The sequence below is a fragment of the Streptomyces sp. 5-10 genome, from assembly GCF_014712245.1.
GTDB classification, from domain to species: Bacteria; Actinomycetota; Actinomycetes; order Streptomycetales; family Streptomycetaceae; genus Streptomyces; species Streptomyces violaceusniger.
On the sequence record NZ_JACVYG010000005.1, the window covers coordinates 256,403 to 270,858 of the forward strand.

A 14,456-nucleotide genomic window follows, 5' to 3' on the forward strand; every position below is an offset into this window, starting at 1 on the left:
CCGTGCGTTGCCCGCGTGCCGGGTCGTCAGTCCTGGATCTCGATGGCCAGGGCCGGACAGACGGCCGCCGCGTGCCGGACGTCCTCGGCCTGCTCGGCCGGGGGCTCGGGGTTGAGCAGCACCACGATGCCGTCCTCGTCGCGCTGGTCGAACACCTCCATCGCGGCCACCACACACTGGCCGGAGGCCACGCACCTGTCCTGGTCGACGGTCACCTTCATCAGCTTCTCCTTCGTCACCACGTCACGGGCAGTTCGTAGACGCCGTAGACCGATCCGTCGTGTTTGAACGGGATCCGCTCCAGCTCGGCGGCCGGCCGCAGGGTGGGGATGCGGCGGTAGAGGGTGCCGTAGACGACCTGGAGCTCCATCCGGGCCAGTGGCTGGCCCAGGCACTGGTGCACCCCGAAGCCGAAGGCCACATGGCGGCGGGCGTCACGCCGGAGGTCCAGCCGGTCGGGCTCGGGGAACATCCCGGGGTCCCGGTTGGCGATGTCATTGGCCAGGATCAGCCCCTCGCCCGCGCGGATGACCTCCCCGCCGATCTCGATGTCCTCCACCGCCACCCGCCGCCGCCCGCTGTGGGTGATGTGCAGATAGCGCAGCAGCTCCTCCACCGCCGAGGCGATCAGCCGGCGATCGTCGGTGTCGCGCAGCAGGGCGAGCTGCTCGGGGTGCTCGAACAGGGCGAGGGTGCCGAGCGCGATCATGTTCGCGGTGGTCTCGTGGCCCGCGATCAGCAGCAGCACACCCATCTGCGCCGCCTCGTTGCGGGACAGCTCGCCCGCCGTGACCCGCTCGGCGAGACCGGACAGCAGATCGTCCGCGGGATGGGCGATCTTCTCGCCCATCAGGCCGTCCAGATACTCGATCAGGTTGCCATGGGCCGTCGAGCGCTGCTCGGGGGTGACGTTCCGGTTGATGATGACCTTGCTGTTGTCCTGGAAGAAGTCGTGGTCGGCGTAGGGCACTCCGAGCAGCTGACAGATGACCAGCGAGGGCACCGGCAGGGCGAACGCCTCCACCAGGTCCACCGGGTTCGGACCGGCCAGCATCTCGTCGATCAGATCGTCCACGATCTTCTGCACACCGGGCCGCATGGCCTCCACCCGCTTGATGGCGAACGGCGCCGTCACCATCCGCCGCAGCCGGGCGTGCTCGGGGTCGTCCTTGAGGATGAAGCTGACCCCCGAGCCTCCGGGCGGCATCGGGGCCTGGCGGGGGTAGCCGGGCCGGTAGATGTCGGCGCTGACCCTCGGGTCGCCCAGCAACGCCCGCTGATCGGCGTACCGGGTCACCAGCCACGGTGTGCTGCCGTCCCACAGGCGGACCCTCGCCAGCGGGCCCTCTTGCTGAAGGTCCCGCAGCTCCGGGGGCGGGTCGAACGGGCAGCCCGCCGCCCTGGCCATCGGAAACTCCGGGGCCCGCGCGGCGCGCTCGTCCACCGGGTTCACTGTGCTGGTCATCGCTCCCTCAATTCGTTTGAGGCGTGTGGTGGAACCCCCGTTGTTCCCCCGACGGCCCTCGACGGGCCGCTGGTGTGCGAAGGCCGCGGTCAGCGGGTGACGGGCGCCAGCCACAGCCCGACGATCCCGTCGATCAGGCCGGTGGCGGCGTCGTGCCAGCTGGACCGGGGCGTGGCGGTGTTCTCGGCGAGCGCGCGCTCCCGCTCGGCACACATGTGCAGGATCAGATGGCGCGCCATCGCCCCGCGCTCGATGTGCACCTCGATCGGCAGCTCGGGGAGGCACCGGTTGAACCCTTCGACGGTCCGCCGCAGCGCCGGAGAGGCCAGGGACTCATCGGTCATGATCTCGTGGAGCGCCGGATCGGTCATCACCTGGGCGCAGAACCGCGCGTACCAGGTGGGGCTGGGCAGCTCCGCCAGGTGCTCGAGGACCGGGCGCACCAGGGCGGCCACCCAGTCCCGTACGTCGGTGGAGTCGCCGATCTCGCCCAGCATCCGCAGGCGCAACCGCTCGACCTGTTCGGCGTGTTGCCGGGCGATCGCCCGCACCAGGTCGGCCTTGGTGCCGAAGTGATAGCCGACCGCCGCGTTGTTGCCCTGCCCCGCGGCCTCGCTGACCTGGCGGTTGGAGACCGCGTACACCCCGCGCTCGGCGAACAGCCGCTCCGCGGCGGCGAGGATCGCCCCCCGCGTGGCATCGGCGCGCTCCTGCCGTACGGCCCTGCCCGCCATGGTCACCACCGCACCGGGAGGTCGCGCAGCCCACCCACGGCCAGGCCCCGCCGCCGCGGCCGGGCCCACTCGGCGGGTGGTCCCAGCGTCGTATCGCTGGGGATCGGATAGCTGAGTAACGGCTCGCCGTCTCCTGAAGTCACCACTGGAGTCACGACGCTCTCCCTCGGTCCGGGGCGGGGCGGTCATCGACAAGATCAGGCAACCCCATGAGCCATACTTAAGTCAAGCGACTGATTTAAATTGTCCCGCATCGTTCGCCCCAGGGGTGCGAGGAGTGGCGTTCAGCCGTCGTCCAACGCTCCGGGAGGTCTACAGCTATGTGGTGATGGTCGTCCTCGGACTGGCGGTGCGTTCAGCGATCGAAGCGGAGGAGACCGCGGCCGGTGACCGTTCGGGTCACCGGCCGCGAGCCCGACTCACTTCCGCGTGGCGATCCGCATGAAGGTGATGGAGTTGGCCGGGAAGGTGTAGCTGAACGTGGTGTCCACACCGTCGAACGTGGAGCTGCTCGGCTTGATGGGCTGGTCGGTGGCGGTGTTCACCGCGTCCGGGTCGCCCTGGAGCGTGGTCAGCCGTGCGGTCCGCCGGACCTTGACCCCCTGGCCGAGGTCGACCCGGGTACGGGCGGCGGCGTCCTGGGCGTTGACCACCTTGACGATGAGCTCACCGGTGGCCTTGTCGCGGGTCACCACCTGGCGGAACGGCTCGGCCACCTTGTCATCGGTGAACGAACCCCACTTCTTCCCGTCCAGGTACAGCGTCACCTGCCGGCCGCGGACCTCGATCCGCACGTCGTACGCCCGGCCCGTCTCGATCTTCGTGCCGTCCTCGGCCATCGTCTGCTTGGCGCCGTCCGTGGCCTTCTCCACGGCGGAGCGGGTGTTGCCCCAGCCACCGAGGTTCCACCAGTAGTAGTTGCCGGTGTCCTTGACCCCGAAGGCGACGAGGAAGCCCTCGCTGCCCGCGCGCTTGGTGGCCTTCAGCTTCAGGTCGTAGTTCTGCCAGCCGCTGTCGCCCGCGGTGACCATGGTGTTCTCGGCGGCGGTGTCGGACTGGACGTACGCGCCGTCCCGCACCTGCCAGGAGCCGGTCCCGGTGGCCTTGGTCCACTTGCCGTCGCCGCCGGAGAAGTCGTCGCTGAGCAGGGTGGACCCGTCCGCCGAGGTGACCTGGACATCGTCGTACGCGGCGCTGGTGTCCCAGGTGGACAGGCCGACGGCGCCGGTGATCGGGCCTGAGGGGAAGGACGGGGTGGCGGACGCCCGGCTCGGCACCACCTGGTCCCCGACGTTGTTCATGAACAGTTTCTGGGTCTCATAGCTGGTCGAGCCCCAGGCGGCGGCGTTGTCGAACCAGATCAGATCCGGCCGCCACTGGACGTAGTCCTCGTTGGCCAGCAGCGGGGCGTAGGAGGCCATCTTCACCACATCGGCGTTGCGCTCCAGGCCGGTCATGTACGCGGCCTCGGCCAGGGAGTTGGAGAAGCGGTTGTCCTGCGAGGCGTATTCGCCGAGGAACACCTTCGGGCCCTGGCGGTCGTAGGAGTCGTAGCGGTTGTTGTTCTCCAGGAACCACCGCGGGCTGTTGTAGTAGTGCTCGTCGACCATCTTCACCTTGGCCGCGCGGTTCAGCTCCCACGCGCGGTCGAAGGTGACACCGCTGTCGTCGGGCCCGGAGTTGCTGATCACCGTGATCTCCGGGTGCCTGGCCTCGATGGCCTCGCGGAACTCGGTGAACCGCTCGAAGAAGGCGTCGGGGAGGTTCTCCTCGTTGCCCACCTCCAGACGGTTCAGGCCGAAGGGCTCCGGATGCCCCATCCGCGCGCGCTTCTTGCCCCAGGTGGAGGTCACCGGCCCGTTGGCGAACTCGATCAGGTCGAGGGTGTCCTGGATGTGGCGCTTGAGCAGCTCGGGGTCGTCGGTGGCCTTGTTCTGGCCGCAGCCGGTGACGAGGGCGGGCACCACGGGCAGCGGTGTGGCGCCGATGTCCTCGGCGAACTGGAAGTACTCGTAGTAGCCGAGGCCGTAGGACTGGTTGTAGCCCCAGAAGTTGGCGTTGGTGGGCCGCTCCTCGACCGGGCCGACGGTGTCCTTCCACTGGTAGGACCGCTTGCGCTCCCAGCCCGGAGCCTCGTACGCCTGGTGGCTTCCGGTGTTCACCAGACAGCCGCCCGGGAAGCGCAGGAAGCCCGGCTTCAGCGCGGCGATCTTCTCCGCGAGGTCCTTGCGCAGCCCGTTCGGGCGGCCCTTGTAGGTGTCCCGGGGGAAGAGGGAGACCATGTCGAGCCGGAGGGTGCCGCCACCGCCCGCGGTCACCGCGAGCCGTCCGGTGGTGTCCGTGGCGCGCGCGGTGAGCGTCCCGGTGTACTTCGTCCAGTGGTCCCCGCGCACGGTGGCGCGCAGCGGCGTGGCGAGCGCGGCGGAGCCCGAGGCGTTGCGCAGACCGATCGTCAGCGGGGTGCCCGAGGGGTTGTCGGTGCGGGCCCACACCGAGAAGTCATAGCGCTTACCGGCCTGGACGGCGATGCCGGTGTTGTAGCCGGAGTTGGTGACGCCGTACCCCGCCCCGGCGCCGCCGCCGTCGCCGTGGAGGTCCAGCCGCAGATAGGCGCGGTTGTTCTCGTTGAGCCGCGCCGCGTCGTTCACCACGCGCGCCGTGCCGGTGGCGCCGCCGGTCGCGGTCTCGGTCCACGAGGTGAGCGGGGTGTACGAGGCGTTGTCGGCGGGGTCGTACTCGAAGGAGCGGTTCTGGACGAGCTCGGCGTACAGCCCGCCGTCCGCCGCGCGGTTGATGTCCTCGTAGAAGACGCCGTACATCGCGTCGTCGATCTGCGGGCCCGCGCGGTTCGGATCGACGGTGATGGAGTAGTCGGTCACGGCCGCGGAGGAGGCCCCGGCGGCCGTGGGGTCGGTGAGCAACGCGGCGGCGAGCGAGGTGGTGAGCAGGGCGCTCACGGTGAGGCCGAGGCCCCGTCTGGTACGTCCCGTTGATCGCATGGCGACTCCTGTACCGCAGAATGTTCGAAATATCGGACACCGCTCAGTACTTCGAACGGACGATAGGCAGGGGACCGACGGGGCGTCAATGGCCGGTGTGCGACGGTCAGTCCGCCGGGCGCGGCGGCGCCGTCGTCCCGCGGACCTCGAGGGCCGGTGCGGTGAGGGCCACCTCGCCGGGGCGTGCGGGGTCGGCGATCCGGTCGAGCAGCCGGCGCGCGGCGCGGCGGCCCATGTCATGACCGGCGTTGTCCACGGTGGTGAGCCACAGATGGCGCAGCCGCGCGAGATAGGTGTTGTCGTAGCCGACGAGGGAGAGGTCGCCCGGCACCCGCAGGCCCAGCTCCCCGGCGGCCGACAGGGCGCCGACCCCGGCCATGTCGTTGAACGCGAAGACCGCGGTGGGCCGGTGCGGCGCGCCCAGCAGCCGGACCGTGGCCCGGTAGCCGCCCTCCTCGGTCAGATCGCCCTGCTCCACGGTCGCCGACCCGGACAGGCCGTGCTCGCGCATGACCGCCTCGAAGCCGCGGCGGCGCAGTTCGCCCACCACGCCCCGCCCCGCGATATGCGCGATGTGCCGGTGGCCCAGGCCGATGAGGTGCTCGGTGGCCAGGCGGGCGCCCAGCTCGTCGTCGCCCGCGACGATGTCCACGTCGGGCAGCACGGGTTCGCGGGTGCCCGCGACCACCGTGGGCACCCGCGCGGCCGCCGTGCGCACCGCCGCCGGGTCCGGGAGCGTGCCCACGGCGATCAGGCCGTCCACCCGCAGCTCGGTGAAGGTGTGGGTGAGGTCCTCGCCGAGCCGCCGGTTGAGCCGGCCGTCGGCCAGCAGGGTGCGCAGACCGCTCGCGTACAGCTCGGAGTTGAGGCCGTCGAGCAGCTCCACGAACCAGGGGTTGCGCAGGTCGTTGAGGAGCACCCCGACGGTCCGGGTGCGCCGCTCGCTGAGGCTGCGCGCGGCGGCGTTGGGCCGGTAGCCGAGCTCCTCGACGGCGGCCAGGACGGCCCGCCGCTTCTCGGGGCGCACCTGCTGGGAGCCGCGCAGCACCAGGGAGACCAGCGACTTCGATACTCCGGCCCGTTCGGCGACATCGCGGATCGTCGGTGGTCTCATGGCCTGGACCGTTCCACAGTGCGGACGCGGTTGTCAAAGGGGTTGACACCTGGAGAGAGGGCTTTCAGTGTGGGCCGAGAGAGATCTGGAACGGTCCAAAGAAGGGCAGTCATGGTGAGTACGCTCGGGGTCGCCGTCGTGGGATTCGGCTGGATGGGACGGGTGCACACCCAGGCGTACGTCCGGCTGCCGCACCACTTCCCGCAGCTGGCCGTACGGCCCGAACTGGTCGCCGTCGCCGACGAGGTGCCCGGCCGGGCCGAGGAGGCCGCCGGGCGGTACGGCTTCGCCACCGCAGCCCGGGACTGGCAGGAGGTCGCCGCCGACCCCCGCGTCCAGGCGGTGAGCATCGCGGCGCCGAACTTCCTGCACCGCGAGATCGGCGTCGCCATGGCCCGGGCGGGCAAGCACATCTGGATCGAGAAGCCGGTGGGGCTCACCGCCGACGACGCCCGCGCGGTCGCCGGGGCCGTGGCCGAGGCCGGGGTCCAGGGCGCGGTCGGCTTCAACTACCGCAACGCACCCGCCGTCCAGACCGCCCGCGCCATGATCGCCGCCGGGGAGATCGGCGCCGTCACCCATGCCCGCGTCCGCCTCTTCAGCGACTACGCGGCCCATCCCGAATCCGCCCTGACCTGGCGGTACGAACGTGCGCGCGGTGGCAGCGGAGTGCTCGGCGACCTCGCCTCCCATGGAGTGGACCTGGCCCGTTTCCTGCTCGGTGAGATCGACGCGCTCACCGCCGACACCGCCGTGTTCGTGCCCGAGCGGGCCCGCCCCACCGGCGCCACCGCCGGTCACACCCGGGCGACCGGCGGCGAGCTGGGGCCGGTGGAGAACGAGGACTACGTCTCCTGTCTGCTGCGCTTCGCCTCCGGCGCCCGCGGGGTGCTGGAGGCGTGCCGGGTCTCGGTCGGCGAGCAGAACACCTACGGCTTCGAGATCCACGGCACCAAGGGCGCGGTGTTCTGGGACTTCCGGCGGATGGGCGAACTCGGCGTCAGCCGCGGCACCGCGTACCAGGACCAGCCCGTCTCCACCGTGTACGTCGGCCCCGGGCACGGCGAGTACGCCGCCTTCCAGCCCGGCTCGGCCAACGGCATGGGCTATGACGACCTGAAGGTGATCGAGGCGTACCACTTCCTGCGGTCCATCGCCGAGGGCACCGCTCACGGCGCCACCCTGGACGACGCCGTGTACAGCGCCACCGTGCTGGACGCCATGACCCGCTCCGCCGACCTGGGCACGTGGGTGAGCCCCGGCTGAGCGAAGCGGCGGACCCCAGGGGGACTTCCGGCTCATGGTGGCCGCGGTGAGCACACGGGGCCGAACCGGCGTACTGGAGGGGGCGGGGAACCGCACCCCGCACCCTCGACGCCGGAGGTACCTCACCCGTGACCACCACGACCGAACCGGCCCCGACCGGGGCCGGCCGCCGCCGCGACGCGGGCGCTCCGCGAGGCGGGCGGTTCGATTCCTCCCTCGGCCTCATCATGCTGCTGCTCCTGGTGGTGGTCGCGCAGGGGCCGGTCCGCCGGGCGCTGTCGGCTCCGGTGGCGCAGAGCTGGATGACCGTGTTCACCGCGGTGGTCCTCCAGGCCCTGCCCTTCCTCGTGCTCGGGGTGCTGCTGTCGGCGCTCATCGCGGTGTTCGTCCCGCCGTCGTTCTTCGCCCGCGCGCTGCCGCGGCGGCCCGCCGTCGCGGTGCCGGTGGCGGGCGTGGCCGGGGCGGTGCTGCCCGGCTGTGAGTGCGCCTCCGTGCCGGTGGCCGGGGCGCTGGTGCGTAGGGGCGTCACCCCAGCGGCGGCGCTCGCGTTCCTGCTGTCCGCCCCGGCGATCAACCCGATCGTGCTGACCGCCACCGCCGTCGCGTTCCCCCGCCAGCCGCAGATGGTGCTCGCCCGGTTCGTGGCGAGTCTGCTCGTGGCGTGTGCGATGGGCTGGCTGTGGCAGCGGCTGGGGCGGGCCGACTGGCTGCGCCCACCGGCCCGCCCCGCCTTCCACGGCCACGGAAAGGGCGCCGCGTTCTGGGCCTCCGTACGCCACGACGTGATGCACGCCGGTGGCTTCCTCGTCGTCGGCGCGATGGCCGCGGCCACCCTCAAGGCCGTGGTGCCGGAGAGCTGGCTGCGCGGCGCCGCCGATGACCCGGTCGTGTCGATCCTGGCCCTGGCGGTCCTCGCGGTGCTGCTGTCGATCTGCTCCGAGGCGGACGCCTTCGTGGCCGCGTCCCTGTCGCAGTTCTCGCTCACCGCCCGGCTGGCGTTCCTCGTCGTCGGGCCGATGATCGACCTGAAGTTGTTCGCCATGCAGACCGGCACATTCGGCCGCGGCTTCGCGCTGCGCTTCGCGCCCGCCACCTTCGTCCTCGCCGTTCTGGTGTCGACCCTGGTCGGGGCGGTGCTGCTGTGAACCGGAAGGCTCAGGCGATCGTGTTGTTCCTGGTCGGCGGGGCGGTGCTGCGAGCCGGATCCACCGACCTCTATCTGCGCTATGTGAAGGCGGGGCTGCGCCCGTTGCTCCTCGCGGCCGGTGTCGTCCTGATGGCGGCCGCCGTCGCCACCGTCTGGTACGAGTGGCGGACGCGCCCGGCCGGTGCGGACGCGGGGGAGGGCGGAGGCGGCCACGGCGAGGGCGGAGGCGGTCAGGGTGAGGGCGAAGGCGGCCACGGCGAGGGCGAAGGCCACCATGCCCACCGGGAACCACGTGTCTCCTGGCTCCTCGTGCTCCCGCTGTTCGCCCTCATCCTGGTGGCGCCGCCCGCACTCGGCTCGTACACCGCCATGCACACCGGCACGGCGCTGCAACGCCCGTGGGGCTTCCCCGCCCTCCCCGCCGGGGACCCGCTGCCGCTCAACGTGGCCGACTACGCCGGGCGCGCGGTGTACGACCACGGGCGCTCCCTGGAACACCGGAGGGTCAGGATCACCGGCTTCGTCGCCCTCGACGGCCACGGCGCCCCCTACCTCGTCCGCATGGCGCTCAACTGCTGCGCCGCCGACGCCCAGCCCGTCAAGATCGGCCTGACCGGACGGGTCCCCCCGGTGCTGGAACCCGACACCTGGCTCCAGGTCATCGGCACCTACACCCGCAAGCGGACCACGGACCCGGTGGGCGGTGGCGCCATCCCGTACCTCGAGGTCAGCCGGTCCAGGCCGGTCCCGGCCCCGCGTGATCCGTACGACGAGAGCTGGAACGGCTGATGGCTGACCATTCGTCAGGCCGCCCTCCCGCCTCGCCACCCGGTCGGTTTAGAATCCGCCGAGCGGCTGCTGATCTTGGGGTAGCGGGCGGCCGACCATAGGAGTACCTCCTGCCACGCCCCCTGGGAGTCGACCATGGAGCACACCTCGCCCGACCGGACGGCCACGGCACCGCTCGGTCCACCGCCGCCGTTCGACCCGGAACTCGCCACGGCGCTCACGGCCATCTACGAGCTCCTGCCGCCCGGCGGCTCCGGGGCCGATCCGGGTGCGACTCCCCCTCAGGACGTGCCCGGGATGGAGCCGGTGACGAACGAGGCCCTGGAGCGCGACGGGCGCTTCCGGGTCGAGGAGCGGTCCGTCCCCGGCCCGGCGGGCGCACCGGACGTCTCCCTGCTGATCTGCCGCTTGGCGGACGCGGCCACTGCGGTGCCGGTGCTCTACCACATCCACGGCGGTGGCATGACGGTCGGGGACAACCGCACGGGCGTGCCGGAGATGCTCGACCTCGCCCAGGAACTGGGGCTCTCCGTGGTCTCCGTCGAGTACCGCCTGGCGCCGGGGACCCAGCACCCCGGGCCGGTCGAGGACTGCTACGCCGGTCTGGCCTGGACGGCCGAACACGCCGCCGAGCTGGGCATCGACCCCGGGCGCGTCATCGTCGTCGGGGGCAGCGCGGGCGGCGGCCTCGCTGCCGCGGTCGCCCTGATGGCCCGGGACCGCGGCGGCCCCGCCTTGTTCGGACAGCTGCTGATGTGCCCGATGCTGGACGACCGCAACGACACGCCCTCCGCCCTGCAGATGGCGGGAGTCGGGGTCTGGGACAGGGCCGCCAACGAGGCCGGGTGGACGGCGCTGCTCGGCGCCGCGCGCGGGGCCGACGACGTCTCGCCGTACGCCGCGCCGGCCCGGGCGACGGATCTGTCCGGTCTGCCTCCCGCGTTCATCGACGTAGGGGCCGCGGAAACCTTCCGCGACGAGGATGTCGACTACGCCGGCCGTATCTGGCGGGCCGGGGGACAGGCCGAACTGCACGTCTGGCCGGGTGCCTTCCACGGATTCTCGGGCATGGCACCGCGGGCGGCCGTCTCGGGGGACGCGCGGGAGGCGCGGCTGCGGTGGCTGCGCAGGCTCCTGGCCCACTGATGGCCGCCGCGCGCCGGCCGTACGTACCACCGCGCGGTGACCGTCAGGGTCAGTGGGACTCGCGGGGCACCGGATGTCCGCTGCCGCCGACCAGGAAGTCCAGGTCGAGGCCCTGGTCCGCCTGGAGCACATGTTCGGTGTAGAGCCTGCTCCAGCCCCGGTCGGCGACCGGCGGCGGGGGCTCCCAGGCGGCCCGCCGGCGCTCCAGCTCCTCCTCGCCCACCTCCAGGGTCAGCGTGCGCGCCGGGACGTCCAGGGTGATCCAGTCGCCGTCGCGCACCAGCGCCAGCGGGCCGCCGACGGCGGACTCGGGGGACACATGGAGCACCACGGTGCCGAAGCCGGTGCCGGACATCCGGCCGTCACAGATGCGCACCATGTCCTCGACGCCCTTGCGCAGCAACTTGGGTGGCAGCACCACATTGGACACCTCGGGCATGCCCGGGTAGCCGCGCGGGCCGCTGCCCCGGATCACCAGCACGGTGTTCTCGTCCACCGGAAGGTCCTCGTCGGCGTGCACGGCGAGGTAGTCCTCCGGGGTGTCGAACACCAGGGCCCGGCCGCGGTGGGTGAGCAGATGGCGCGATGCCGCGGACTGTTTGATCACCGCGCCGTTCGGCGCGAGGTTGCCGCGCAACACGGCGGTGCCGGTGCCCGCCTCCTGGAACGGGTCGTCCAGTGTCCGGATCACCTCACGGTTCCAGCACTCGGCGTCGGCGACGTTCTCCGCCACCGTACGGCCGGTCACCGTGGTCGCCTCCGGGTGCAGCAGCGCGCCCAGCTCGCGCATCACCACCGGCAGCCCACCGGCGTAGCAGAAGTCCTCCATCAGGAACCGTCCGGAGGGCTGGAGATCGACCAGCGTGGGCACCTCCCGGGCCAGCGCGTCGAAGTCGTCGAGAGCCAGCGGCACGCCCAGCCGGCCCGCGATGGCCAGCAGATGGATCACCGCGTTGGTGGAGCCGCCGATGGCCGCGTTGACCCGGATCGCGTTCTCGAACGCCTCCCGGGTCATGATCTGCGACGGCCGCAGATCCTCCTCCACCATGGCCACGATCCGCTGCCCGGCGCGCTGCGCCGTCTCGTACCGCCGCGAGTCCACCGCCGGCCAACTCGCCGAATAGGGCAGCTGCATACCGAGCGCCTCGGCCATCGACGCCATGGTGGACGCGGTGCCCATGGTCATGCAGTGCCCGCCTGACCGGGCCATACAGCCCTCGGCGAAGTGGCACTCCTCCTGGGTCATCCGCCCGGCCGCCAGCTCGGCCTCGAACCGCCACACCTGGGTGCCCGAGCCCACATCCCCGCCCCGGTACTTGCCGTTGAGCATCGGGCCGCCGGTGACCATGATGGCGGGCAGATCGACGCTTGAGGCGGCCATCAGCAGACCCGGGGTGGTCTTGTCACAGCCGGACAGCAGCACCACACCGTCCAGCGGATTGGCCCGCATCAGCTCCTCGGCCTCCATGGCCAGCAGATTGCGGTACAGCATCGCGGTGGGCCGCATCAGCGTCTCGCCCAGCGCCATCGCGGGGAACTCCAGCGGAAAGCCACCGGCCTGCCACACCCCGCGCTTCACCGACTCCGCCACCCGCTGCAGATGGCTGTTGCAGGGCGCCAGCTCCGACCACGTCGTGGCGATGCCGATCACCGGACGGCCGTCGAACACCTCGCTGGTGTAGCCCTGGTTGCGCATCCAGGACCGGTAGATCATCCCGGACCGGCCCTCCGCGCCGAACCAGGCCGCACTGCGCCGACGGCCGTGTGTTCCCGTGTCAGTCACTTCTGCACTCCCTCTGGCGATCGCTGTCAGCGAAGGGTGATGACGTTTCCGGTGATGAGCGCGGCCTCGTCCGAGGCGAGGAAGACGATGGTCTTCGCGACCTCGGCCGGATCGGCGACATGGAAGTGGGTGGCGCTCGCGGCGACGAACCGCCGGACCTCGTCCGTGACCCACCCGGTGTCGGTCACGGGCGGCTGCACCACGTTGGCCGTGATGCCGAGGTCGGCCAGCTCCGCGGCCGCCGACAGGGTGTAGTCGGTCTGCGCGGCCTTCGCCGCGCCGTAGGACACCTCTCCCGGGAAACCGAGCTCCCCTCCCGACGTCAGGCCCACGATCCGCCCCCAGTCGGCACCGCGTGCCCGGTGGCGCCGGGCCAGTTCGCCGATCAGCAGCGCGGGCGCCATCGCGTCCACCGAGAACTGCCGGGACCAGGTCTCCGCGGTGACGGGGCGAAGCGGCCGGTCGAACCGGTCGGCCGGATCGGGGGTGAAGGTGTCCTGGATCCACCCCGAGGCGTTGTTGACCAGGATGTCGACCGGGCCCAGGCGGTCCTCGGCGAGGTCGAAGAGCCGTTCCGGAACCGCCGGGTCACCGAGGTCCGCTTCGAAAGCCTCGGCCCGCCCTCCGGCCCGGCGGATCTCCGCCGCGATCTGTTCACCGTCGGTGGATCGCGCGGCGTGGTACGGATCCTGGGCGTCCCCCTCGCCGGTGCCGGGTGGCGGTCGCAGATAGGTGCACAGCACCGCGACACCGCGGGCCGCCAGCGCGCGTGCCGTCGCGGCGCCGATCCCCTGGTTCGCCCCCGTCACCAGGGCGACATGACTGGTTGTCGATGTTTCCCGCACCCCCGCAGTACAGCAAAGACGAGCGCCACGCGGAAGATCGTGTCATCGGCGTCCTCGACGACCTCGGCGTCCTCGAACGGCGTCATCGGCGGAGCCGAGGTCGGCCCGGCGCCATCCGGCGGCTCCGCGCGGACGTCCGTTCAGCTCCTGGGCGGCGAGCCGTGCGGCCCGGTGGGGGTGGGTGCGGTAAGCATCCGGTGCGTGGGGTGTGGATCGGCGTCCGGCCTACGGTGAGGAGTGTCCGCATGAGTGGTGAGCTGTCCGGTGCCACGGCCCTGGTCACGGGTGCCACGGCGGGGATCGGCCGGGCCGTGGCCCTGCGGCTGGGGGTGCTGGGGGCCGAGGTCGTCGTCCACGGCCGGGACGCGCGTCGGGGTGCGGACGTGGTCCGGGAGGTGTCAGCGGCGGGGGCCACCGCCAGGTTCGTGGCGGCGGATCTGGCCGAGGCCGACGATGTGCGGCGGCTGGCCGCCGAGGCGGGGGACGTGGACATCCTGGTCAACAACGCGGGCGTCTACCGGTTCGCGGACACCGCCGGGACCTCGTCCGAGATGTTCGACGTCCACATGGCCATCAACGCCCGTGCGCCGCTTCTGCTGGTGGGGCGGCTCGCACCGGGCATGGCCGCCCGGGGCCACGGCGCCATCGTCAACCTCAGCACCATCGCCGCCGGTGCCCCCGCCCGCAACGCCGGGGCGTACGGCGCCTCGAAGGCCGCGCTGGAGCTGCTGACCCGGGTGTGGGCCGATGAGTTCGGCGGCCGGGGAGTCCGGGTCAACGCCGTCCGCTCGGGCCCGGTCCGCACACCGGGCACCTCGGAGATGGGCGAGGAGGCCCTGCGGACCGTGGCGCGGGCCACGGTCCTGGACCGGCCCGCGGTGCCCGAGGAGATCGCCGAAGCCGTGCTCTTCCTCGTCTCCTCCCGGGCGAGCTACATCACCGGCGCCATCCTGGAGGCCCGGGGCGGTGCGCTCGCCCTGGGCTGACGTGCGCCGGAGCTTGGCGATATACGGCTCCGCCGCGTGGGGGGCTCCGCCCCAGACCCCGAATGAGGGTTCGCCCCCAACGGGTTAGGAGATAAGAGCATTACTGTAAAAGTGTTCCGGTCCAAAAGCATGATCCTCCGGCACTGAGCCTTTTCCAAGCTGGCGGTGCTGACCGTGTGCTG

At 71.8% G+C, this 14,456-nt stretch carries 13 protein-coding genes; 5 read left to right on the forward strand and 8 right to left on the reverse strand.

Annotation, left to right across the window (positions count from 1 at the left end):
• Positions 1-26: 26 nt before the first annotated feature.
• The 5 genes from IEJ02_RS08865 to IEJ02_RS08885 all read right to left on the reverse strand — a co-directional run bounded on the left by IEJ02_RS08865 (position 27) and on the right by IEJ02_RS08885 (position 6,312).
• A complete protein-coding gene (locus tag IEJ02_RS08865; protein ID WP_191064235.1) occupies positions 27-221 on the reverse strand; it encodes a ferredoxin in 195 nt (64 codons plus the stop codon).
• A 14-nt stretch (positions 222-235) separates the two neighbouring features.
• On the reverse strand, positions 236-1,465 hold the full coding sequence (locus IEJ02_RS08870; protein WP_191064236.1) for a cytochrome P450: 1,230 nt from the start codon (positions 1,463-1,465) through the stop codon (positions 236-238).
• An 89-nt stretch (positions 1,466-1,554) separates the two neighbouring features.
• Positions 1,555-2,199, reverse strand: coding sequence for a TetR/AcrR family transcriptional regulator (locus tag IEJ02_RS08875; protein WP_191064237.1), 645 nt, complete (start codon positions 2,197-2,199; stop codon positions 1,555-1,557).
• Between the two features lie 419 nt (positions 2,200-2,618).
• Positions 2,619-5,198, reverse strand: a complete 2,580-nt coding sequence (locus tag IEJ02_RS08880; protein WP_191064238.1) for an alpha-L-arabinofuranosidase family protein — start codon at positions 5,196-5,198, stop codon at positions 2,619-2,621.
• 106 nt (positions 5,199-5,304) lie between these two features.
• Complete coding sequence (locus IEJ02_RS08885) at positions 5,305-6,312, reverse strand: LacI family DNA-binding transcriptional regulator (protein WP_191064239.1); 1,008 nt, start codon at positions 6,310-6,312, stop codon at positions 5,305-5,307.
• Positions 6,313-6,423: 111 nt separating this feature from the next.
• Between IEJ02_RS08885 and IEJ02_RS08890 the strand changes: the two genes are divergently transcribed.
• The 4 genes from IEJ02_RS08890 (at position 6,424) to IEJ02_RS08905 (ending at position 10,660) form a co-directional block, all read left to right on the forward strand.
• Positions 6,424-7,578: a Gfo/Idh/MocA family protein gene (locus IEJ02_RS08890; RefSeq protein WP_191064240.1), complete on the forward strand. Its 1,155-nt coding sequence runs from the start codon at positions 6,424-6,426 to the stop codon at positions 7,576-7,578.
• Positions 7,579-7,706: 128 nt separating this feature from the next.
• Positions 7,707-8,723, forward strand: a complete 1,017-nt coding sequence (locus IEJ02_RS08895) for a permease (RefSeq protein ID WP_191064241.1) — start codon at positions 7,707-7,709, stop codon at positions 8,721-8,723.
• Positions 8,720-9,514, forward strand: a complete 795-nt coding sequence (locus tag IEJ02_RS08900) for a TIGR03943 family putative permease subunit (RefSeq protein WP_191064242.1) — start codon at positions 8,720-8,722, stop codon at positions 9,512-9,514. The genes IEJ02_RS08895 and IEJ02_RS08900 overlap by 4 nt, the downstream gene beginning before the upstream one ends.
• Before the next feature lie 135 nt (positions 9,515-9,649).
• Positions 9,650-10,660: an alpha/beta hydrolase fold domain-containing protein gene (locus IEJ02_RS08905; protein ID WP_191064243.1), complete on the forward strand. Its 1,011-nt coding sequence runs from the start codon at positions 9,650-9,652 to the stop codon at positions 10,658-10,660.
• A gap of 49 nt (positions 10,661-10,709) precedes the next feature.
• Here the strand turns inward: IEJ02_RS08905 and IEJ02_RS08910 are convergent, their stop codons facing one another.
• The 3 genes from IEJ02_RS08910 to IEJ02_RS49805 all read right to left on the reverse strand — a co-directional run bounded on the left by IEJ02_RS08910 (position 10,710) and on the right by IEJ02_RS49805 (position 13,374).
• The gene (locus tag IEJ02_RS08910; RefSeq protein ID WP_370467010.1) at positions 10,710-12,374 is read right to left on the reverse strand and encodes an IlvD/Edd family dehydratase; all 1,665 of its coding nucleotides are present in this window, start codon (positions 12,372-12,374) and stop codon (positions 10,710-10,712) included.
• A gap of 95 nt (positions 12,375-12,469) precedes the next feature.
• A complete protein-coding gene (locus tag IEJ02_RS08915) occupies positions 12,470-13,252 on the reverse strand; it encodes an SDR family oxidoreductase (protein ID WP_317985761.1) in 783 nt (260 codons plus the stop codon).
• Positions 13,249-13,374, reverse strand: a complete 126-nt coding sequence (locus IEJ02_RS49805) for a hypothetical protein (protein ID WP_263407926.1) — start codon at positions 13,372-13,374, stop codon at positions 13,249-13,251. Before IEJ02_RS49805 ends, IEJ02_RS08915 begins: the two co-directional genes overlap by 4 nt.
• Positions 13,375-13,533: 159 nt before the next feature.
• Here IEJ02_RS49805 and IEJ02_RS08920 point away from each other — a divergent pair, with 159 nt between their 5' ends.
• Positions 13,534-14,274 carry an SDR family NAD(P)-dependent oxidoreductase gene (locus tag IEJ02_RS08920; protein ID WP_191064246.1) on the forward strand — a complete coding sequence of 247 codons (741 nt, stop codon included), beginning with the start codon at positions 13,534-13,536 and terminating at the stop codon, positions 14,272-14,274.
• Positions 14,275-14,456: the final 182 nt, after the last annotated feature.